The sequence below is a fragment of the Burkholderia sp. 9120 genome (assembly GCF_000745015.1).
Lineage (GTDB): Bacteria > Pseudomonadota > Gammaproteobacteria > Burkholderiales > Burkholderiaceae > Paraburkholderia.
The window spans coordinates 3,109,991-3,131,876 of sequence record NZ_JQNA01000002.1; the positions used below are offsets into that span (position 1 = coordinate 3,109,991).

Consider the following 21,886-nt stretch of genomic DNA (forward strand, 5'->3'; position numbering starts at 1 on the left):
AACGTGAGCTCAGCGAGCGATGTTCATCACCCGGTCGCCGAGCGAAATACCGAGATCGGTCATCAGGCGGCCGCGTTGCAACTGCTGGTCTTCCCAGCGCTTGAGCGCGGCGTCGATCGTTACGCCGCTCTGCCATGTCGACGACAACGCCCGCGCCAGTGCATGCGCATTCGCGGCGGCCTTCGCGGTGCTGCCCGCCGTATGCGGACGCGGCACCGAGGCGGCGTCGCCGAGCAGCACCGCGCGGCCAAACACCATGCGCGGCGAGCGCAGATCGACGATCGGCTGCATGAACGGATCGTCCGTGCTGTCGATCAGCGCGCGAAACGTCGGCGCCAGCAAGGCCGCGGCGTCGTCGCGTAACACGGCGACGTCGGCGCGCTTGGTCGAGCCCGGTGGCAGCGAAAACGCCCGCGGATGGCCGTGCCGGTCGACCAGCAAACGATCGAGCTGCGCGCGGCTGTACTTGCGATACCACACCCAGTTCCAGCGACGTTCGCCGACCGCGGTCGAATCGTGCTCGCCCGGAATCAGATAGGCGAGCGCCGAGTGTGCTTCGCCCTGCTGGAACGTGAAGCGCTCGCGCAGCATGTTCGCGGCCTGCAACGGCAGGTTCGGTTCCTCGACGAGCCCGCGCCATGCGACATAGCCCGCATAGGCCGGCACGATCTCGGGCAACAGCCGCCGCCTGAGCGTCGAACGGATACCGTCGGCGCCGATCAGCAGATCGGCCTGTTCGCTGCGACCGCTTTCGAACTGCGCGACGATCTGCTCGCCGTTCATGCTGAAATCGGTGAAGGTTTCGCCCGCGTGCTGCGATTCGGCGGGCAAGGCCTCTTTCATGGCGCGATACAACAGGCTCCACGACGTTTGCATTTGCGGCATATACAACTGCTCGACGCGGCGGTCGTCGCGATCCAGATAAATGCGCTCGCCCGACGCCACGCCCGGCGGGTCCGGCAGCGCGACGCCGGCAAACTGCAGCGCGTCCAGCACGTCCGGCTGAAGCACGATGCCGCCGCCGCGACTGTCGAGCTGGTGGGTCGAGGTTTCGAACACGTCGACCCGCCAGCCCGCCGCGCGCAGCGTGGTGGCCGTGAACAGGCCGCCCAGCGAGCCGCCGATCACGACGGCACGCGGTTGCTCGAGGGCTTTCATGCTGCGTCCCTCCGCGCTGCCGCACGCAGGGCCTGCGTGAACACCACGGGCGGCTGCGCGCCGCTGATCGCGTGGTCGTCGATCACGATCGTGGGCACCGCCTGCACGCCGCGCCGGTCGGCCCGTTCACGCGCCGCATCGACCTCCAGATCGCCCGCGGTGCTCGCCAGGTAAGCGCGCACTTCGTCCGCGTCGAACGTGTGTTCGGCGGCGATCGCGACCAGCGTGTCGAGCGAGCCGATGTCGCGGCCTTCGGCGAAGTACGCGGCATAGATGGCCTGATACAGCGCGGCCGTGGTGCGCGGTTCATTGCGGCACTGCGCGAACTGCATCAGCCGGTGCGCGAGACGCGTGTTCGGCGTGCGCAGCACGCGCTCGTAGTCGAATGCCGCGCCGGCGCTCAGGCCGGCGGCTGTCACCTGCGCGTCCATGGCTTGCGAGCGTGCCCAACTGCCGAACTTGAGGGTTCGATAGGCGCGCCGCTCCATGCCTTCCACGGGCATCGACGGGTTCAGCTCGAACGGCACGTAGCGAATCGACACGGCCTCGCCGACACCGGCGTCCGCCAGCGCCGCGGACAGATTCCGTTGGCCGATCCAGCACCACGGGCAAATAAAGTCGTAATGAACTTCCACCTGAATGGCTTGCATGTTGCACCCCTCACTAGGTAACGGATGCAGCTTATATGTTGCGTTTATGGTGCGGAATGGGGATAAAATGCAAACCCGTGTTGCGTTTTTTGCAACCAAACAGCGATCTATCGACACCCAAACCGACACAGACACCGACCATGGACAAATTCCTTGCCGTGAAAACGCTGCTGGAAGTCGCCGATGCCGGCGGCTTTTCGAAGGCCGCGCGGCGTCTTGGCGTGGCGACTTCGTCGGTCACGCGCCTGATGGACTCGCTGGAAGCCTCGCTCGGCTCCGCGCTGCTGACCCGCACGCCTCGCAAGGTCAGTCTCACGGACGCCGGCATCGCCTACGTCGAGCAGGTCGGCAAGGTGCTCGACGATCTCGCCGAGGCGGACGAGAGCGTGTTCGACAGCGGCGCGTCGCCGGTCGGCTCGCTGCGCATCTCGGTGCCGTCCACCTTTAGCCGCTTAAGACTCGCGCCGCACCTCGCGGCGTTTCTCGCCGACCATCCGCGCGTCTTTCTCGATGTCGTGGTGGCCGACAACTTTCTCGATCTCGCGCTCGAACGGATCGACGTGGCAATCCGGATCGGCCGGCTGGATCGCGACCCCAACCTGATCGCCAGAAAGCTGGCCGACAATCCGCGCTACGTCGTCGCGAGCCATGGCTACCTCGAACAGCACGGCACGCCGCGCACGCCGCAGGAACTGGCCGACCACGAATGTCTGCGGGTCGCGTACGGCGGCGGCTATCGCACGCGACAGATGTGGACCTTCCACCGCGACGGCGAAGAAGAACGCGTCGAGGTGCGTGGGCGTCTGCTGTCGAACGGTCTCGACATCCTGCTCGAAGCGGTGATGGCGGGCCGTGGCATTGCGTTGCTGCCCGAGTGGCACGTCAGCGCCGAGATTCGCGCCGGTCGTCTGATGCGACTGTTCGAAGATTTCGACGCCAGTCCGCATCAGGGCGATGCGGTGGTCTATGCCGCGTATCTGCCGAATCGCCGTCACTCCAGCAAAGTGCGCACGCTCGTGCAGTTTCTCGAAGCACGGCTGCAAGGCGCGCTCGAAGGTTGAACAGCGGCGACTGAAGTGTAGAAAGAGCGCCGGCTTAATGTCCTGCAAAAAAGTGAATAGTTCTGAGCGCGGCACGCGCAACGCATTGCCGGTGGGTTCTGAAGCTTGATATTTTTTAAGAATGATTAAGGGGTTCAACAAGGACGTTGACAAACGCCGTGGCTAGACTGGCTTCAGTTTTTCACGCACTTCAGGCAAGTGCGGCATGTCTCCCATGTCAACTCACCCTTTTAGGACTTACATAGTCATGGCTAATCCGAAACTCGAAGTGCTGACCCCGGCAAACTCCCAGCTCATTTTCATCGACCAGCAGCCGCAAATGGCTTTCGGCGTTCAGTCGATGGATCGTCAGGCGCTTAAGAACAATGTCGTCGGCCTCGCAAAGGCGGCGAAGGTGTTCAACATTCCCACCACGATTACCTCGGTGGAATCGGAAAGCTTCTCGGGCTACACGTACCCGGAATTGCTGGACGTGTTCCCGGATCACAAGGTGCTCGAACGCACGTCGATGAATTCGTGGGACGACCAGAAGGTGCGTGACGCACTGGCCGCGAACGGTCGCAAGAAAGTGGTGGTGGCCGGCCTGTGGACCGAGGTGTGCAACAACACGTTCTCGCTGTGCGCCATGGACGAAGGCGACTACGAAATCTACATGGTTGCCGACGCGTCGGGCGGCACGTCGAAAGAAGCCCACGACTACGCGATGCAACGCATGATCCAGGCCGGCGTCGTGCCGGTGACGTGGCAACAGGTGCTGCTCGAATGGCAACGCGACTGGGCGCACAAGGAAACGTACGACGCGGTCATGAAGCTCGTCAAGGAGCATTCGGGTGCGTACGGCATGGGCGTCGACTACGCGTACACGATGGTTCACAAGGCAGCTCAGCGCACGGCGCAGCAGCACGAAATCCTCGCCCCAGTGCCGGCGAAGACGAAGTAAGCACGCCCGCTTGCCCTGAATAGCTCCGCGCATTCAACGCGGAGCGCTCCCCATGAGGATCGCCATGACTTCCAGTACTTCCGCGCCGACGCCGGCCGACGTCGTTTTCTTCAACGGCAAGATCGCCACGCAGGACGACAAGCGCTCGTTCGCCGATTCGATCGCCGTCGCCGATGGCCGCGTGGTCGCCGCAGGTTCCCGCGACGCCGTGATGCGGCATGTCAACGACAAGACGCGGCATGTCGACCTCCAGGGGCGCACCGTCATTCCCGGTTTGAACGACTCGCATCTGCACATTATTCGCGGCGGCCTGAACTTCAACCTTGAACTGCGCTGGGACGGCGTGCCGTCGCTCGCGGACGCGCTCGACATGCTGCGCAAGCAGGTGGCCCGCACGCCGGCGCCGCAATGGGTGCGAGTGGTGGGTGGCTGGAACGAATTCCAGTTCGCTGAACGGCGCGGCCCGACGCTCGAAGAAATCAATGCCATCGCGCCGGACACGCCGGTGTTCATCCTGCATCTGTACGACAGCGCGTTGCTGAACGCTGCCGCGCTGCGCGCGGTCGGCTACACGAAAGACACGCCGAATCCGCCGGGCGGCGAGATCCAGCGCGACAAGCGCGGCAATCCGACCGGCATGCTGATCGCACGGCCGAACGCCGGGCTCCTGTACGCGACGCTCGCGAAGGGTCCGAAGCTGCCGCCGGAAGATCAGCGCAATTCCACGCGCCATTTCATGCGCGAACTGAACCGTCTCGGCGTGACCAGCGCGATCGACGCGGGCGGCGGCTTCCAGGCCTACCCGGACGATTACGCCGTGATCATGGACCTGGCGAAGCACAATGAACTGACTGTGCGGATCGCCTACAACCTGTTCACGCAGAACGCCAAAAAGGAAATCGAAGATTTCGCGAAGTGGGTGAAAGTGACCAAGCCCGGCGACGGCGACGACTTTCTGCGCGTGAACGGCGCCGGCGAAATGCTGGTGTTCTCGGCCGCGGACTTCGAAGACTTTCTCGAACCGCGCCCCGATCTGCCGGACACGCTCGAAGTGGAACTCGAAGCCGTGGTGCGCCTGCTGGTGGCGAACCGCTGGCCGTTCCGCCTGCACGCCACGTATAACGAGTCGATCGAGCGTTTCCTGAACGTGTTCGAACGCGTCAACGCCGACATTCCGTTCAACGGACTGCGCTGGTTCTTCGACCATTGCGAAACGATCACGCAACAGAATATCGAGCGCGTCCGCGCGCTGGGCGGCGGCATTGCGATCCAGCACCGCATGGCGTTCCAGGGCGAGTACTTCATCCAGCAATACGGTGAAGAGGCCGTCAAGCGCACGCCGCCGATCCGCCACATGCTCGACGCCGGCCTGCCGGTTGGCGCGGGTACGGACGCGACGCGCGTCGCCAGTTTCAACCCGTTCGTCTCGCTGTACTGGATGGTGTCCGGCAAGACGGTAGGCGGCACGCAGATGTATTCGGCCGAGAACCGGCTCGACCGCATGGAAGCCCTGCGCCGCTACACGGTGGGCAGCGCCTGGTTCTCGAACGAAGACGACAAGAAGGGCGCGTTGGTGCCGGGTCAGTTCGCCGACTTCGCGGTGCTGAGCGAAGACTACTTCAGCGTCGACGAGAGCCGCATCAAGTTCCTCGAATCGGTCATGACGGTGGTGGGCGGCAAGGTCGTCTACGCCGACGACGAATTCGCGCCGCTCGCGCCGCCCGCGCTGCCGGTCAGCCCCTCGTGGTCGCCGGTCGCGGAGTTCGGTGGCTATAGCCGCTACAAACCCACGGCGGTGGCCTGCGTGGACGGCTGCGTGAATCTGTGCGGCGTGCATGCTCACGCACACGGCTGGGCGTGGCGCAAGAACGTGCCGGTCAGCGATTCGAACGGCTTCTGGGGCGCGCTGGGATGTAGCTGCTTCGCTTTCTGAGCGTCACTGGTTCAACCCACCCCGCGAGCGAGGATCTGTATGCCGACTCTGACTGACGGCGTGTTGTTCGGCCTCGGCATTCTGGTGCTCGATTTTCTCGCGTGGCGGTTCATGATCCGCACGAGCGATCAGGCGCGCCTGGCATTCCGGGCGCTCCTGTTCGCCCTGTCTACTTACGTGCTGTTCAGTTCGGGCATGAATCCGCTGCGTGCGGCGCCGTGGCCCGATCAACCGCTGCGTCATCTGCTCGCGCAAGTGCTGGAAGTGGTCTGGTGGCTGCAGGGCGCGCGGCTGCTGACCATCGTGCTGGATCGCACCGTGCTGCCCGAAACCTGGCACAAGGAGCGACTGTTTCAGGACGTGTTCGGCGCGCTGCTGTTTCTGGCCGCCGCAGTCGGCGCGATCGCGTTCGTGCTGCAACTGCCGGTGCGCGGGCTGCTTGCCACCTCCGGGGCGTTAGCCGTCGTGCTCGGGCTGGCGATTCAGAGCACGCTGAACGACGTTTTTTCCGGTGTCGTGCTGAACGCCACCGAGCCGTTTCGGATTGGCGACTGGGTCACGATCGGCGAGGTGGAAGGCAAGGTGATCGAGAGCAACTGGCGCGCCACCAGCCTGCTGAACGGGCAGGGCAATATCGTCGTGATTCCGAACAGCGTGGCGGCGCGCACCAACATCGTCAACGCGAATCAGCCGTCGCATACGCATGGCATCAGCGTCGTGCTGCCGATCAAACCGTCGATCCGGCCGGCGCTCGTGCTGGCGGCGCTGTCGAACGCCGCGCAGAGCGCCGAGGGCGTGCTGGACGATCCCAAACCGGTTGTCAGCGTGCGGCGCGCAACCAACGACGCGATCGAGTACGAGATCGTCTGCTACGTCGCCGAACTCGACAGAAAAATCGAGGTGCGCAACGACCTGTTCGATCTCGCGCACCGGCATCTGGCGTCGCGCGGCGTGCTGTTGCAGCCGCTGTCGGTGCCCGAGCCGGCGCCTGCCGGCATGACCGAGAAGCAGCGCCTGCTGCGCAACGTGCTGATCTTCCGCACGCTCGAAGACAACGAACTGACCGAACTCGCCGCGAAGCTCACCCGGCACGAGTTCGATGTCGGCGAAACCATTTACACGGCCGCGGACGAGAGCGGCCACGAACTGCACATTCTCGCGCAAGGGGTCGCCAAGGCGGTCGTCTCGAAAGACGGCGGCGAGGTCGAGTTGCGGCGCCTCGCGCCCGGCGATTCGATCGGCCAGTCGGGCATTCTGGCGGGCGTCAGGACGGCGGTGATCGTGCGCGCCACAACGCGCGCCACCGTGTTCCGGCTCGATAAGACCGCGTTGACGCCGGTGCTCGAGCGGCGCCCCGACGTGGCGAAGGAAATGTGCCGTCTGCTGTCCGAACACCACGCTACGGAAGAATTGCTGCTGGCGTCCCCGCACGACGTGGAGGACAACCCCGGCGGCCTGCTGCAATGGATTCGCGACGGTGTACGTCGCTTCCACGAGCTGACGCTGTGACGGCCACGCCCGGCGTGCGCGGCTTCGATCGGTTCGGCATAACCGTCGCGTCGATTAAGTCTTTTTAAGAAAGCGCCAAAGTCTTTATGGGGTTAACTCGTTACGCTGCAATGGAGTGGACCTGACCTCGTTTCGTCCCGCCTGGCCTGGCGGCGAGGCCGCCCCGTCAGCGCCGGAGCGCGCCACGGCGGGGACGTCCCATACGGAGACTTGAGATGAAGAAAACCATTGCCGGCGTCGAGATTCCCGATGGCGTAGTGGCTCAGGCAGCAAGCGATTTGATGTGCGGCATGGAGTCCGAGTTGATGTTCCATCACGCGCAGCGCGCGTTTCTGTTCGGCGCATTGGCGGGATACCGCGACAACCTGACGTTCGACGCCGAACTGCTGTACGTCGGCGCGCTGTTTCACAACGCCGGGCTGAACCTGAAGTATCGAAGCTCGCCGCATCGCTTCGAGGTGGACGGCGCGAACGCCGCGCGTGAGTTTCTGCAGCAGCATGCCGTGCCCGACAGCGACATCAAGGAAGTCTGGACGGCGATTGCGTTGCATACCACGCCGGGCATTCCGCAGTACATGTCGCCGTTGGTGGCGATGATTAGCGCGGGTGTGCAGATGGACGTGCGCGGCGAGCATTACGACGAATTCACCGCGCAGCAGCGCGACGAAATCGTGCAGGCGTATCCGCGCGAATCCGGCTTCAAGAAGAAGCTGATCGAAGCGTACGCGCGCGGCATGGAGCATCGTCCCGCGACGACGTACGGGACGGTGAATGCCGACGTGCTGGACCGGTGGGATCCGAACTATCGCCGGCTGAATTTTTGTGGACTGGTGCTGGGTTCGGACTGGTCGAATTGAAATTGAAGTGGATTCTGGAAAGGAAACAAAGCATGGGCTACCTCATTTCACTGGGCGTCGGTTTCGGCGTGGGATTGCTGTACTGGCTACTGAAAGTGCAATCGCCGGCGCCGCCGCTGATCGCGCTCGCTGGGCTGCTCGGCATGGTGCTGGGCGAACACGCGATACCGGTCGTCAAGGCGCAGTTCTTCGCGCAGGAACAAACGCAGAGCCAGACCCAGCCGCAAGCGGTGCAGGTCGCGCAGGCGAACGGCGGCGCGGTGCCAAAGACGGTCACGCCGGGCGCGCCGAAGGACGGCGGCTGATGGCGCGCGTGGACTGCTTGCACAGCACGGAGCGGCGCGGGTGAACCAGCACGAAGACACGATCCTCGCGCTGATCGCGGGCTACGTCGACACGCTCGGTTTCATCGCGCTGTTCGGCCTGTTCACCGCGCATGTGACCGGCAACTTCGTGCTGATCGGCGCGGAAGTGGCCGGTGTGGGCCAGGGGGTGCTGCTGAAGCTGCTGGCGTTTCCGTCGTTCATCGTCGGCATTGCCATGAGCAGCGTGATTTTCAAGTTTCTGGAGCGCCACCACGCGGCGCAGGCGGCAAGCGCGTTGTACCTGCTGCAGGCCGCGCTGCTGACGTCGTTCCTCGTGACCGGCATGCTGGCGACGCCGATCACGGATGCGAGCGCCGCCATGGTGCTGATCTGCGGCGTGCTGGGCACGATGGGCATGGGTGTGCAGAACGCGCGCGGCCGGCTGCTGCAGGTGACCGGCCTGCCGAATACGGTGATGACCGGCAATGTCACGCAGGTGGTGCTGGATGTGGTCGAACTGATTCATCGCGGCACGCAAGGCGATCACGGGCAGAAGGTGAGCGGACGGCTCAAGTCGACGCTCGCCGCCATGGGCGGTTTCGCCGTCGGGGCGATGGCCGGCGCGCTGGCTTTCGTGCGGGTGTCGTTCATCGCCGTTGCCTTGCCCGTGGCCGTGCTGCTGTTTCTGGCCTGGAAGCGGCGGGCCGCGACATGATTCGCGCCACGGCGCCGGACGCGCCGCTCTCCGCCGATCAACCCATCCGGCCTCGTGGTGCCGAGGCCGTTCATTCAATTGTTGCTAACACAATCGGGTAATCCAAATGTTCAAATCGCTGCATCCGTTTCGTCCTCTCGCGCTGCTGTCCGCCGCGCTGCTAATCGGCTTCGCGCCCGTTTCGTCCGCTTTCGCCGATGCCGGTCCGGCGGAAGTGCCGGGCGCCAGAACGGCGCTGGTGAAGCACCCCGACGTGTCGGTCGGGGCGCAGTACGATACGACCCACGTGTATGTTGCCGAGGCCGACCTCGACGCGTTCGTCAACAGCTTCGTCACGACGTTCGGCGGCAAGGCGTCGCCGCGCGCCGTGTTCACGGTCACGCCGACGCCGAGCAAAACCGCGTCGCAATACGTGCAGACGCCGGTCGGCATGCTGTCGGTGTTTGGCTTCGAAACGCCGGTGCCGTATCCGTTCGGCAATGAGCGCACCGGCTACCTCGTCACCGACATCGATCAGGCCGTGAAGGCCGCGCGTGCGGCCGGCGCGGACGTGCTGGTCGATTCGTTCGACGACCCGATCGGCAAGGACGCGATCATTCAATGGCCGGGCGGTCTGACGATGCAGCTCTACTGGCACACCAAGGCGCCGAACTATGCGCCGCTACAGAGCGTGCCGGATAACCGCGTGTACGTGTCGCGTTACGAAGCGAACAACTTCGTGCGCCGCTGGCTGCACTTCTCGCACGGCAAGGTGGTGTCGGACAATCCGCGCGCGGATGCCGGCGTGATCGGCCGTCCGGGCGAGACGGTGCGCGAGATTCATATCAGTTCGGGTTTCGGCCGCATGGTCGTGTTCGTGACGGACGGCAAGCTGCCGTTCCCGTTCGGACGTGAGACCACCGGCTACGCGGTCGCCGACGTCGCGCAAACGCTCGAACGTGCGCAAGCGGCCGGTGCGAAGGTGCTGGTTCCGGCGTACACCGTCGGCTCGCACAAGACCGCGATGCTCGAATTCCCGGGTGGCTACATTGCCGAAGTGCACGATGGTCAGTGAAGCGGTCTTCATGAATCGGTCGGCGTTGGGCAACGCTGGGAGCCGGGGGCGGCGCGACAGCGCGTTGCGCGCGGTTCGTGCGTTGCTGCTGAGCACGGGGCTGGCGGCGGCGCTGCCGGCCGCCGCCGCGGTGAATACCGCGCTGGGCAGCGCGGACGATACCGCGGCGGGCAGCGACACCGTGGCGGCGGCCGCCACGCCGGCCGCGTCGTGCGCGCGGCCGGCGATCATGTTCAACCGCTGGCAGGAAAACTGGTCGGTGCTGGCGAATCCGTGCGTGCCGAAAAAGCCGTTCGATTCGCTCAAGTACATCCCGTTGTTCGGCAATCCCGACGCCTATATTTCGCTCGGCATGGTGTGGCGCGAGCGGGTCGAGATGAACGATGCGCCACTCTTCGGTCTCGGCAGCGGGCACGACGATACCTATCTGCTGCAGCGACTCGAAGTGCACGCCGACGTGCACCTCGGCCCGCATGTGCAGATCTTCACGCAGATCGAAAGCGCGCAGCCCTACGGCAAGGACAACGTCACGCCGGTCGACAAGAATCCGCTCGATTTGCGTCAGGCGTTCGTTGCGATTACCGAACCGCTCGGACCGGGCACGTTCAAGTTCCGCGTCGGTCGCCAGGAAATGGCGTTCGACTTGCAGCGGTTCATTTCCGTGCGCGACGGCCCGAACGTGCGTCAGGCGTTCGACGCCCTCTGGGCCGACTATGAAACCGGCCCGTGGCGCTGGATCGCCTACGCGTCGCAGCCGGTGCAGTATCGCGACAACTCGGATTTCGACGACGTGTCCAACCGCGACCTCACGTTCAGCGGCGTGCGGGTCGAGCGCAAAGGCGTCGGACCCGGCGACGTGTCCGCGTATTACTCGCGCTACAACCGCAACAACGCGCGTTTTCTCGATGCCACCGGCAACGAGCATCGCGACGTGTTCGACGCGCGTTATGCCGGCACGCTCGGGCATATCGACTGGGACGTCGAAGGCATGTATCAGTCGGGGCACGTGGGCAACAAAACGATCGGCGCGTGGGCGGTCGGATCGCTGGCCGGTTACACGCTGGCCTCCGCGCCGTGGACACCGCGTCTCGGCGTGCAGGTGGATGCCGCCTCGGGCGACAACCATCCGGGCGACGGCCGTATCGGCACGTTCAATCCGCTGTTTCCGAACGGCTATTACTTCGCGCTGGCCGGCTACACCGGTTACGCCAACCTGATTCACGTGAAGCCGACGCTGACGCTCAAGCCGAACAGCAAGCTGACGCTGCTCGCGGGCGTGGGTCTGCAATGGCGCGAGACGACCGCCGACGCCGTCTATCAGCAAGGCTCGGCGGTCGTGCCGGGCACGGCGGGCCACGGTACGAGCTGGACCGGTTTCTACACGCAGTTGCGCGCCGACTATGCGGTCGCCGCCAATCTCACCGCGGCCGTGGAAGCGGTGCATTTCCAGGTGGGACCGTCGCTGCGCGATCTGGGCGCGCGCAATGCCGACTATATCGGCGCCGAATTCAAGTTCGGCTGGTAGAGCGTAGAGCTGCAAAACGGTAAAGCGGCAGGGTTTGCATTCCGTCGTCACGATGACGCGCTAGAAGAGGTCATGTCATGAGCACCCAGGATTTTTCCGCCGCTGCCGACGCAGCAGCAGTCGCCGCGTCGTCGGAACTCGAGTTTCCGTTTTCCTCGCTGGAATACCGGCAGCATCAGATGTTCCCGCGCCTGTCGGCGGCGGAGATTCAGAGCCTGCGGCGCTTCGCCCGGCCGATGTCGTTCAAGGCGGGCGAGTTCATCTTCGAAACCGGACGCGTGGCGCTCGGCCTGTTCGTGCTGTTGCATGGGCGCGTGCGGATCGAGTCGCGCGATAGTTTCGGCCGTGCGACGCTCGTCACCGAACACGACGACGGCCATTTCATGGCGGAGATGGCGCAGCTGTCCGGCAAGCCGGCGTTGATCGACGGCATTGCGTTGACGGAGGTCGAGACGCTCGTGATCGAGCCGGAGCGGCTGCGTGCGCTGATCGTCGCCGACGCGCAACTCGGCGAGCACATCATGCGTGCGCTGATCCTGCGGCGGCTCGGACTGATCGAGCAGGGGCTGGGGCCGATCATCGTCGGCAATGGCGACGATGCGCGGCTCGTCAGACTGCAAGGCTTTCTGCGCCGCAATGCGTATCCGGCGATGGTGATCGACGCTCGCAGCGATCCCGAAGCGATCACGCTGCTGGGCGGCATGACGACGGGCCCCGGCGATTTTCCGCTGGTGTTCTGCCCGAACGGCTCGGTGCTGCGCGCGCCGGACGAGGCGCAGCTCGCGTCATGCCTCGGGCTGGTGCCGACCTTCGAGCCTTCGCATGTGTACGACGTCGCGATTGTCGGCGCGGGGCCGGCGGGACTCGCCGCGTCGGTCTATGCGGCGACCGAGGGTTTGTCGGTCGCGGTGTTCGATCAACGCGCGCCGGGCGGCCAGGCGGGCGCCAGTTCGCGGATCGAAAACTACCTCGGCTTTCCGACCGGCATCTCCGGTCAGGCGCTCGCCGCGCGCGCGTTCCAGCAGGCGCTGAAGTTCGGCGCGCATCTGGCGATTCCCGGCAAGGTCTTGTGCGTGGAGCGGCAGGACGGTTTGTTCGTGCTGTCGCTGTTCGACGGGCAGCGCATCAGCGCTCGCACGGTCGTGGTGGCGAGCGGCGCGGCGTACCGCAAACCGTCGGTGCCGGGCTTCGAGAACTTCGAAGGACGCGGCACCTATTACTGGGCGTCGACGATCGAAGCGAAGCTGGTGAAGGGGCAGGACATCGTGCTGATGGGCGGCGGCAATTCGGCCGGCCAGGCGGTGGTGTTTCTGGCCAACTTCGCGCGCAGCATTCGCGTGCTGATTCGCGGCGAGGACCTGTGTTCGAGCATGTCGCGGTATCTGATCGACCGGATCGGATCGCTGCCCAATGTGACGCTGTGCACGCGTTGCGTGCTGCAAGGACTCGACGGCGATGAAGCCGGTCTCACGCAGTTGCGGATTCGTCGCGAGGACGAGCAGAGCGACGCAACGATCGACGAGACGCTCGAAACGCGCCATCTGTTTCTGTTTATCGGCGCGGACCCGAAGACCGATTGGCTCGGCGCGAGCGGTGTCGAACTCGATAATCGCGGCTTCGTCGTCACCGGCTTCGCTCGCAGCGAACAGCATGGGATCTCGCCGGAAGCGAACGCGCGCTATCCACTCGAAACCAGCGTGCCGGGCATGTTCGCGGTCGGCGACGTGCGCTCGGAGTCGGCCAAACGCGTGGCCGCCGCGGTGGGCGACGGCGCGGCGGTGGTGAGTCAGATTCACGCGTATCTGAGCCGGACGGCGGCCGTCGCCGCATAGCGTTTCGGTTCGCGCGCCGGACTTTTCTGTACGCCTTATTGCGGATTCCCAAAACGAGTCATGCGCGAGCGCCGGCCCAGGCACTGACCTACGCGCCGGCGCATACGCGCGGACCGCTCGATCACATCACACGGAGCACGAATCATGTCTTACTTCACCACTGCGGACGGCACGTCGATCTATTACAAGGATTGGGGCACGGGCCAGCCGATTGTGTTTTCCCACGCCTGGCCGCTCAACGCGGACGCCTGGGACGCGCAGATGATGTTCTTCGCCGAGCGTGGCTACCGCGTGATCGCGCATGACCGTCGCGGTCACGGGCGTTCGTCGCAACCGTGGCAGGGCCACGACATGAACACTTACGCGGACGATCTCGCCGGGCTTCTTGACTCGCTCGATCTGACGGACGCGATGCTGGTCGGTCATTCGGCCGGTGGCGGCGAAGTGGTGCGTTACATCGCGCGCCATGGCACGAAGCGGGTGGCGAAGGCGGTGTTGCTCGCCGGGGTGCCGCCGCTCATGTTGCAAACACCGGCGAATCCCGACGGCCTGCCGATGGCGGTATTCGACGGCATGCGCGCGGGCGTGCGCGCCGACCGTGCGCAATTTCTGAAGGACGTCGCGGCGCCGCTGTTCGGTGCGAACCGGCCGGACGCCAAGGTGTCGCAAGGCACGCTCGACGCCTTCTGGCGCGACGGCATGCAGACCTCGATCAAGGCGGTGTACGACTGCATCAAGGCATTTTCGGAAACCGACTTCACCGACGACCTTCGGCGCGTCACCGTGCCGGCGCTGGTGCTGCAAGGCGACGATGATCAGATGGTGCCGCTCGGCATCTCGGGCGTGCCGACGGCGAAGCTCATGCCGCAGGCGCGGCTGAAGATTTACGCAGGCGCCTCGCACGGCTTGTGCACGACGCACGCGGACCGCGTGAACGCGGATCTGCTCGAATTCATTCAGTCGTAGCGGAGTAGGCCGGCGGCGGTGTGTTCTCCGCCGGTCGACGCCGTGAGACGGCTTTTTCGCCGCTCTTGCCGGCGCCTTTGCGGACGGTTTTTACCGCGCTCGTCGAGGTGGTGTTCGCATCGTTCCTGGTCTTCGCGTCGCTCTTCCCGCTGCGTTTGCGCAGCTTGCCGAGCAAGGCCTGCGCCGCCTTCGCATCGGACGTACCGGCGGCGCGTTGCAACTCGGCTACGAGCGGCGCCAGCAAACCGACGGCTTCGTCTGCACGGCCTTGTGCGTCGAGCAAACGCGCCATGGCCGTCGACGCCCGCAACTCCCACATCTTCGCGCCCTGCTCGCGGGCAAGCTGCCGTGCTTCCGAAAAGCACGCGGACGCGGACGCGATTTTCACCTCATAGGCGTCGCTCGCTTTCGCGTGCTGCGCCGCTTCGGCTTGAGCCGCGAGACCGAATGCCCGCCAGACTTCCGGCAGGAAAAACAGTTCGCCGTTGCTGCGGCAAAAGTCGCGCGCGTCGTTGAGTCGTGCTGCAGCTTCCGTGATGCGTCCGTGTTCGATCAGTGCTTCGGCGTACGCCACGATAAACGGCGTGATCAGGCGCCGGAAGCCGCGCGACATCAACGCGTCGAGCCGCGTGTCGAGCACCGCTAGCGCCTGTTCGGCGCGTCCTTCGAGAATGTCGCGGCAGGCGGCCAGGCAGTCGCAATAGTCCAGCCAGTTCGTGAAGCCGTGCAGCGCGGCCTGCGATCGCATGATGTCGATAAAGCGCGAGCCGCGCGCCAGATCGCCGGACATCAGCGCGAATGGAATGACCGTGGCGCCCAGCACGTGCGTGAGCGACGGTTCGAGCGTGTCAGGACGGATCGTGTCGACGACGGTATCGATCAATGCCGTGGCCGCGTCGGGGTCGCCCTGCAGCCACGCGATCCGGCCGAGCGTGCCGTTGCAGTACACCGCGGGATCGACCGCGAAACAGCCGCCGCTCTGCGCGTCGCGCCGCATCTGCACGATGCGTTGACCGACGTTCTCCAGTCCGGCCTTGGCCAGTGCGTGCTGACCATGACAATGCTGCGAAATGGCGCCGACCTGGTCGGCGAGAATCTTCTGCCATGGCGTGCCGTGCTGCGCAGCGAGTTGCTGGAACTGCTTCGCCACGTTGATCGATTCATTGATGTTGCCCAGCGACAGCATGGTGTTCCACAAGCCCCATAGCGCGTGAGCCTGGACGGTCTGGTCGCCGCTCGCGGCGGCGCGCGCGAGCACGTCGCGCCAGAGTTGCGCCGCTTTGGACACCGGTCCGCACACATACGGCAACGCCGAAGCCAGTGCCGCGCGCACGCGCATGTCGCTGGCGGTATCGACGGCGCCGGCGGGCAGTGCGTCGAGCGCGTCCACCGCCTGCGTGGCGCGGGTGCAGCATTCTTCGATCATGCCCGCATCGAGCAATGCGCTCACCAGGTTCGACGCCAGTTCGACGCCGACGCGCGCATCGCCGTCGGGCGAAAAGGCCCAGTCACAGGCCACGCGTGCGTCTTCCAGCGTTTGCTGGCGCTCCTGCGGATTGGTGGCGTGGTTGCGCTGGCTCTCGTCCGTTTGTGCCTGGAAGCAACTGGAGAGATAGCGGGCATTGCGCGACGTGATGGTCTGCAACTCGCCCTCGGCGACCAGCTTCTCCAAGGCATACGCACGGGTCGATTCGGACAGGCGGTACTTCGCGACCGGTCCGTCGAACTCGACGTTCACGAGCGATTTCGCCACGAGCTCCGTGATCGCGCTGATCGCGTTCGCGACCGAATGCTCCGAGTCGCAGGTGACCGCGCACATCGCTTCGAATGTGAAGCTGCCGCCGAAGATCGCCAGACGGCGGAACAGGGTCCGCGTGTCGGTGTCGAGTATCGCGAAGCTCCAGTCGAAGGTTGCGCGCAAGGTTTGATGACGCGGCAGCGCGGTGCGGTAGCCGCCTGCCAGAATCGCCATGCGATCGTCCAGCCGGCGGTACACGCCTTCCACGCCCAGCGCGACGACGCGCGCGGCTGCGAGTTCGATCGCGAGCGGAATGCCGTCCAGCCGGCGGCAGATCTCGCCGACCAGGCGCAATTCCTCCGGGTCGGCGCCAATGGCGCTTTGCAGCGAGTTGGCGCGCTGCAGGAACAGCTTCACCGCCGAACAGCGCAGAATGTCGGCCGCGCCTGCCTGCGGTAACGGCACGTCGAGCGGATCGACCCGGAAGACCGCCTCGGGCAGAATGCGCAGCGGTTCGCGGCTCGTGACCAGTACGCGCAGCTGGTCGTTGCCGGCCACGATCGCATCGACGATCGTCGCGATGGCGCCGATCACATGCTCCGCGTTGTCGAGCACCAGCAGCCTGAGTTGCTGGCCGAACGCCTCGGCCAACTGCGCCACGGTGGGCGGCTCGGGCAGGTCGAGCCCGCAGGTGTCGGCGATCGCGCGGAGCGCCTCGATCTGAGTGCTCAGTGTGGCCAGTTCGACAAAGCTCACCGGTTCGTTGAAGTCACCCGCGGTGTGGCGAGCGGCTTCGATCGCGAGACTCGTCTTGCCGATGCCGCCCGCGCCGACGAGTGTCAGCACATGCGTTTGCGACAGCATCGCGCGAATCTGCCGGACTGCGTTGTCACGTCCCTGCAATCCAGCCTTGGACGGCGGCAGGCTGCGCGCGTTGCTCGCCGGTGCGGCGAACTGGGCGGCGCTCGCGTTCTTGCGCCGCTGCAGAAGCTGGTAGCCGCGGCCAGGCACCGTGAGAATCAGATCGCGGTCCGGGCCGAGGATTTTGCGCAGCGCCGACAGGTGGACCTGAACGTTGTTTTCTTCGACGACCGTGTTCGGCCAGACGCTGTCCATCAGCTCGTCTTTCGTGACGAGGCGTCCGCCGGCGGACGCGACGACCGCGAGAATATCGAAGGCGCGTGACCCGACATGCACGACCTCGCCGTTCTTCCGCAAAGTGCGCATGTCCAGATCGATCTGGAAGCTGCCTATTTCGATCATGATGTTCTTCAGGTTCAGGAATAGGGGGCGTGCATGGAAAACACGACTGTGCGCCGGCGGGACTGGACGGGCTGGGCGGCTGAGTTTGGCAGGCTCGACGTTACCCTGACCCAACCCTTGCGTCTTGCATGTAAGTACGATGCTTTGTAAGAAAGTCGTTGCCGCGCTCGGGCGGGCTATCGTCTGATTAAAGCAGGGCTGTTTGAAGCCGGTCGATCGAAGCGCGCCGAGGGCCGGCGCGCTTTACTTTACTTGCGGGTCTCGCGGCGCCACGTGCCGGGCGGCGCGCCGACCAGTTGCGAGAAGGTGCGGGTGAAGTGGCTTTGATCGGCGAAGCCGCAAGCAATCGCGATCTCCGACAACGGCGCGTCGGAATGCTTCAGCAGATCGCGCGCGCGATCGATGCGCCGCTCCACCAGCCACTGATGCGGCGTGCGGTCCGTGGTCTCGCGAAACGCGCGGATGAAGTAACTGCGCGACAGATTGCACGCGCTGGCGATTTCTTCGAGCGAGATGCTGCCTTGCGTCTTCGCGAGCAACATGTCTTTCGCGCGGGTTTCCTGCAGGCTAGAGAGGCGCCGGCTTTTCTTGTCCGACTCGCTCGCGACCTTGCCATAGCGGTCGATCAGATGCGTGCCGAGCGCGACACCCAGTTGCTCGACAAACAGCGGACTGGCCTCGCTACGGCTGTCCAAAGTCAGCGCGAGCACTTGCGCCAGGTGACCGAAGATCGGGTCCTTCTTGCCCAGCAGCGACGAGAAGCCGGTGATCGCCGAACCGCCGCGCTCATAGCAGGTGTTCGTGACGAATGCGTGTGACAGCTCGACGAGCACGAAGTCGAACGCGCCGTGCAGATCGGCCCGGTAGTCGTCTTCGAAATTGCGAACGTAGACCGAGTTCTCTTCGAAGTCGTGCAGGGTCGACCGGTTGTTGGACACGATCCGCCGACGGTGCCCGGCCGCCAGCGAAACGCCGATCAGGAAGCCTCGGTCCGACGGTGGCGTAGCGACTTCGCTGGTGTTCTGCTCGCGCCGGCATTTACGATAAAACGTGAACTCGCCGGTGTGCAGTTCGAGGTCTTTATGCAGTTGATTGGAAACACATCCGAGTGAGTCTTTTTGCCGGGATGCCGTGGTGGTGAAAATGTCTGCGTCGTTGAGCATGATCCGTCACCTCTGTTTGTCGCGCGGCAGATTGTCAGTCCGCTGCGTCTGGCCAAAATCATGGAGGGTGAAAGTCGGCGTGGTGGCGCGATTATCTCGGAAAAAGACAAATGTTAAATATTTATTTTCGTTGAGCTTCCAGTGTGTAATTCAATAAGCCTTTAGTCGGCTTTCTATGGGCGTGCAATGGGCTGTGTAATGTCGCTGGTGTTCGCCATGAGCGGATATCCGCGCCGACGCGCTTTGCCGCGTTATGACGGCGACCCAAGACCGAACGACTCAGCCAGTCGTGGTCCTTTGAGACGCAGCGGTTCGACCGCCGCGCGCCGCGCCGTGGCCCAGTCGGCGAGCGCTCGGACCACGTCCGGTGTCGCCGTGGATGCACCGAGTGCTTGTGCGAGGCTGACGGCGTCGTCGGCGGCTTTCGAGGTGCCCGAACCCGTATGCGGCCGCAGCGTGCAGGCGGCGTCGCCGACCAGCGCGACACGCCCTTGAGCGAACGACGGACTCAGCACGTCGGCGATGGCTTGCAGGAACGGCGCACCGGTGGCCGCCACCAGTTGCGACAGCGCAGGCGGCAAATGCCCAGCGGCCGTGTGTTGCAGATGCGCGAGCGAGTGCGCCGACAGTTCGCCGGGCGCGATCGACGCATGGTGATGCCGGCCTTCGCGGTCCGTCAGAAACGAAGCGAGCGTGGCCGCGTCGGTTTCGTTTCTATACCAGAGCCAGTTGAAGCGGCGCTTGCCCGCTTCGAGCGAGCCGTCGAGCGCGGGAATCAGAAATGTCATGAACAGCGCGCCGTCCGCGCGTAACAGCGTCATGTTCTCGATCAGCTCCGCGATATCGGCGTGTTGGAACGCGCTTTCGTCCACCACGCCGCGCCACGCGATATAGCCCGCGTAAGACGACGCGCTGGCTGGGAACAGCATGGCGCGAAGCCGCGAGCCGGTGCCGTCGGCGGCGATCAGGAGATCCGCGCGCAGCGGCTCGGCGTGCTCGTCGAACTGGATCGTCACGCCCTCCGCGTCTTGCGCGAGGCGGGCGACCGTGTGCCCGTAATGCATCGCGCCGGACGGCAGCATGCTGCACAACGACCGGTAGACGGCGTCCCACGACGAGAACGGCAGCAACTCGGGCTCGTCGCGAATCACGCCGCCCTCGGCGTCGAGCCAGCGGCGCCGGTGCGCGGGCACCGACAGCATGCCGCGCACCGGATAGCCGTGCTGTTCGAGAAAGTGGAACATCTGCCGCAACACCACCACGCCGCCGCCGCGACCGCGCAGCGGCGCCGCTGAGCGTTCATAGACGTGGACGTCGTGACCCTTGCAGGTCAGCGTCAACGCGCAGGCGAGGCCCGCGATCGAACCACCGGCGATAGCAATTTTCATAGGCGTTGCGCTGTGGATCGAAGTGATGCTTCGGTCGAAGCGGAAGGGGTTTTCATTGGCCTTGCGTTAATGCGGACTTTAGCGCGTCGGGCAGGGTTTCATTCTGGCATTAATGGACTGAACCCGGGCCTGAAACCGCCCTGAAAACCCCGCTGGCTCAGGACAATTAATAAAAATTAGCAACGGTTACGGACGCGTCGTCGTATGCTTTTTTCACCGTTGAGACAACCCACAGGAACGTAATGAAGAAGCAGATCCGGCACGCGTGGTCCATGCAGGCAAAAGCCTGGTGCCTCGTGATATTGAGCATGATCGTGAGCGCCTGGCCGCTTGCCGCGTCGGCCGCCGCGCCGCAGGTCCGAACCCAGGGGCCGGGCTTTTACCGGATCATGGTCGGGCAATTCGAAGTGACCGCGCTGCTCGACGGCACGCATCCGTTTCCGATCGACACGGTCGTCGAAGGCGTTCCGAAAGCTGAAATCGCCCGCGACCTCGAACGCGATTTTCTGCATGCGCCGGTACAAGGTTCGATCAACGCGTTTCTGATCAACACGGGCTCCAAACTGATTCTGATCGATACCGGCGCAGGCGTGCTGTACGGCGATTGCTGCGGGCATATGCTGGCCAATCTGCGCGCTGCCGGCTATCAACCCGCGCAGGTGGACGAAGTGTTGCTCACGCATCTGCATAAAGACCACGTGGGCGGCATCATCGCCAACGGCGCGATGGTGTTTCCGAATGCGGTGGTGCGGGTCAGCCAGGCCGAAGCGGACTATTGGCTGAATCCGGCTAACAAGCTGACCGCGCCGAGTTTCCTCAGCACCTTCTTCGACGCGGCGGTCGCGTCCGTCGCGCCTTATGTCGCGGCGGGGCGGTTCAAGACCTTCAGCGGCAATACGGACCTCGAAGCGGGTATTCACGCCATCGCGTTGCCCGGCCATACGCCGGGTCATACGGCGTATCTTGTCGACAGCGAGGCGAAGGATCTGCTGGTGTGGGGCGATGTGATTCATGTGGCATCGATCCAGTTGCAGAACCCCGCGGCCACCGTCGAGTACGACACCGACGCGGCGTCGGCACAGCGCTCGCGCCGCTACGCGCTGAACCTCGCGGCCGACCGGCACTATCTGGTGGGCGCCGCGCACATCGCGTTTCCGGGCTTGGGGCATATCAGAAGGAACGGCACGACGTATGACTGGGTACCAGTCAACTACGAAGCCGCACCTGCGCCATGATCGCGGCGTCGGGTTCGTCTTTCATCACTTCGAGAGAACGGCAAATGAAAACGGAAACGGTTTCGGCCTCGGTCAGACAGCACACGCTGCAAGCGAACGGCGCCCGTCAGGCAGCTTGCCAGGCTTCGTACGAGCAGAGCGGCGCAGCCTTCGATGACGCCGGTGTGTCGGTATGGAATCACGTGATCCACGCGTTGCGCCGCGTCGACCGGAACGAGGGCGAGGGCGAAGGCGCGGGTGAAGCCTTCCTGCTGCGGCCTGCTTCGCGGCGCGCGGCTTATGCGCTGTCGCCGCACGTTCAGGTGGAAGTGGTGGAGCGCTTGTCCGAGTCGTCGATCGCGGTGCTGTGGCAGGACGCCACGCGCTGCCGCTACGCCGACCAGGTGTGGATCAGTTGCCGCGCCCGGCTCAAGGGGCGCTGCGCGTTGAGCGGCGCGGTGATCCGGCGCGACGACATGATCTACAAGCCGAGAGTGCGCGCGTCGATTCCGGCCAATGCGGCGGCGATGATTCTCGCCTCGGTGGTCGAGCAACTGCCGGCCATGAAGGTGGCGATGACGGGCAGCATGCGCTAGCTAGCGCGTAAGCGGCGCG

18 protein-coding genes are annotated in these 21,886 nt (G+C 64.7%); 13 read left to right on the top strand and 5 right to left on the bottom strand.

Features of this window, described 5'->3' with window-relative positions; genetic code table 11:
- Window positions 1–9 precede the first annotated feature (9 nt).
- Both FA94_RS22145 and FA94_RS22150 read right to left on the bottom strand, forming a co-directional pair.
- The gene (locus FA94_RS22145) at window positions 10–1,158 is read right to left on the bottom strand and encodes an FAD binding domain-containing protein (RefSeq protein WP_035555172.1); all 1,149 of its coding nucleotides are present in this window, start codon (window positions 1,156–1,158) and stop codon (window positions 10–12) included.
- Window positions 1,155–1,808, bottom strand: a complete 654-nt coding sequence (locus tag FA94_RS22150; RefSeq protein ID WP_035555175.1) for a DsbA family oxidoreductase — start codon at window positions 1,806–1,808, stop codon at window positions 1,155–1,157. Before FA94_RS22150 ends, FA94_RS22145 begins: the two co-directional genes overlap by 4 nt.
- 140 nt (window positions 1,809–1,948) lie before the next feature.
- On the opposite strand from FA94_RS22150, the gene FA94_RS22155 reads away from it, so the two are divergent.
- The 11 genes from FA94_RS22155 (at window position 1,949) to FA94_RS22205 (ending at window position 14,505) form a co-directional block, all read left to right on the top strand.
- Window positions 1,949–2,869, top strand: a complete 921-nt coding sequence (locus tag FA94_RS22155; RefSeq protein WP_035555177.1) for a LysR family transcriptional regulator — start codon at window positions 1,949–1,951, stop codon at window positions 2,867–2,869.
- A 247-nt stretch (window positions 2,870–3,116) separates the two neighbouring features.
- A complete protein-coding gene (locus FA94_RS22160) occupies window positions 3,117–3,809 on the top strand; it encodes a hydrolase (protein ID WP_035555180.1) in 693 nt (230 codons plus the stop codon).
- A 64-nt stretch (window positions 3,810–3,873) separates the two neighbouring features.
- On the top strand, window positions 3,874–5,742 hold the full coding sequence (locus FA94_RS22165) for an amidohydrolase (protein WP_035555183.1): 1,869 nt from the start codon (window positions 3,874–3,876) through the stop codon (window positions 5,740–5,742).
- A 39-nt stretch (window positions 5,743–5,781) separates the two neighbouring features.
- Window positions 5,782–7,251: a mechanosensitive ion channel family protein gene (locus FA94_RS22170; RefSeq protein ID WP_035555186.1), complete on the top strand. Its 1,470-nt coding sequence runs from the start codon at window positions 5,782–5,784 to the stop codon at window positions 7,249–7,251.
- Between the two features lie 215 nt (window positions 7,252–7,466).
- The gene (locus tag FA94_RS22175) at window positions 7,467–8,108 is read left to right on the top strand and encodes an HD domain-containing protein (protein ID WP_035555189.1); all 642 of its coding nucleotides are present in this window, start codon (window positions 7,467–7,469) and stop codon (window positions 8,106–8,108) included.
- 32 nt (window positions 8,109–8,140) lie between these two features.
- Window positions 8,141–8,413: a DUF1427 family protein gene (locus tag FA94_RS22180; RefSeq protein WP_035555192.1), complete on the top strand. Its 273-nt coding sequence runs from the start codon at window positions 8,141–8,143 to the stop codon at window positions 8,411–8,413.
- A 40-nt stretch (window positions 8,414–8,453) separates the two neighbouring features.
- Entirely contained in the window at window positions 8,454–9,128 is a 675-nt protein-coding gene (locus tag FA94_RS22185; RefSeq protein ID WP_035555195.1) for a YoaK family protein, read from the top strand.
- 106 nt (window positions 9,129–9,234) lie between these two features.
- The gene (locus tag FA94_RS22190; protein ID WP_035555199.1) at window positions 9,235–10,182 is read left to right on the top strand and encodes a VOC family protein; all 948 of its coding nucleotides are present in this window, start codon (window positions 9,235–9,237) and stop codon (window positions 10,180–10,182) included.
- A 10-nt stretch (window positions 10,183–10,192) separates the two neighbouring features.
- Window positions 10,193–11,707, top strand: coding sequence for an alginate export family protein (locus FA94_RS22195; RefSeq protein WP_051981281.1), 1,515 nt, complete (start codon window positions 10,193–10,195; stop codon window positions 11,705–11,707).
- A 77-nt stretch (window positions 11,708–11,784) separates the two neighbouring features.
- A complete protein-coding gene (locus FA94_RS22200; RefSeq protein WP_035555203.1) occupies window positions 11,785–13,539 on the top strand; it encodes an FAD-dependent oxidoreductase in 1,755 nt (584 codons plus the stop codon).
- A 144-nt stretch (window positions 13,540–13,683) separates the two neighbouring features.
- Entirely contained in the window at window positions 13,684–14,505 is an 822-nt protein-coding gene (locus FA94_RS22205) for an alpha/beta fold hydrolase (RefSeq protein WP_035555206.1), read from the top strand.
- Here the strand turns inward: FA94_RS22205 and FA94_RS22210 are convergent.
- The 3 genes from FA94_RS22210 to FA94_RS22220 form a co-directional block, all read right to left on the bottom strand.
- Window positions 14,492–17,506 carry an ATP-binding protein gene (locus tag FA94_RS22210; protein ID WP_051980656.1) on the bottom strand — a complete coding sequence of 1,005 codons (3,015 nt, stop codon included), beginning with the start codon at window positions 17,504–17,506 and terminating at the stop codon, window positions 14,492–14,494. The two genes, FA94_RS22205 and FA94_RS22210, sit on opposite strands and share 14 nt — an antisense overlap.
- 248 nt (window positions 17,507–17,754) lie before the next feature.
- Window positions 17,755–18,669, bottom strand: a complete 915-nt coding sequence (locus FA94_RS22215; protein WP_051980657.1) for a helix-turn-helix domain-containing protein — start codon at window positions 18,667–18,669, stop codon at window positions 17,755–17,757.
- 251 nt (window positions 18,670–18,920) lie between these two features.
- Window positions 18,921–20,057, bottom strand: a complete 1,137-nt coding sequence (locus FA94_RS22220) for an FAD binding domain-containing protein (protein ID WP_035555209.1) — start codon at window positions 20,055–20,057, stop codon at window positions 18,921–18,923.
- A gap of 242 nt (window positions 20,058–20,299) precedes the next feature.
- On the opposite strand from FA94_RS22220, the gene FA94_RS22225 reads away from it, so the two are divergent.
- Both FA94_RS22225 and FA94_RS22230 read left to right on the top strand, forming a co-directional pair.
- A complete protein-coding gene (locus FA94_RS22225; protein WP_035555211.1) occupies window positions 20,300–21,292 on the top strand; it encodes an MBL fold metallo-hydrolase in 993 nt (330 codons plus the stop codon).
- A 44-nt stretch (window positions 21,293–21,336) separates the two neighbouring features.
- Entirely contained in the window at window positions 21,337–21,867 is a 531-nt protein-coding gene (locus FA94_RS22230; RefSeq protein WP_035562672.1) for a DUF3331 domain-containing protein, read from the top strand.
- Window positions 21,868–21,886 lie beyond the last annotated feature (19 nt).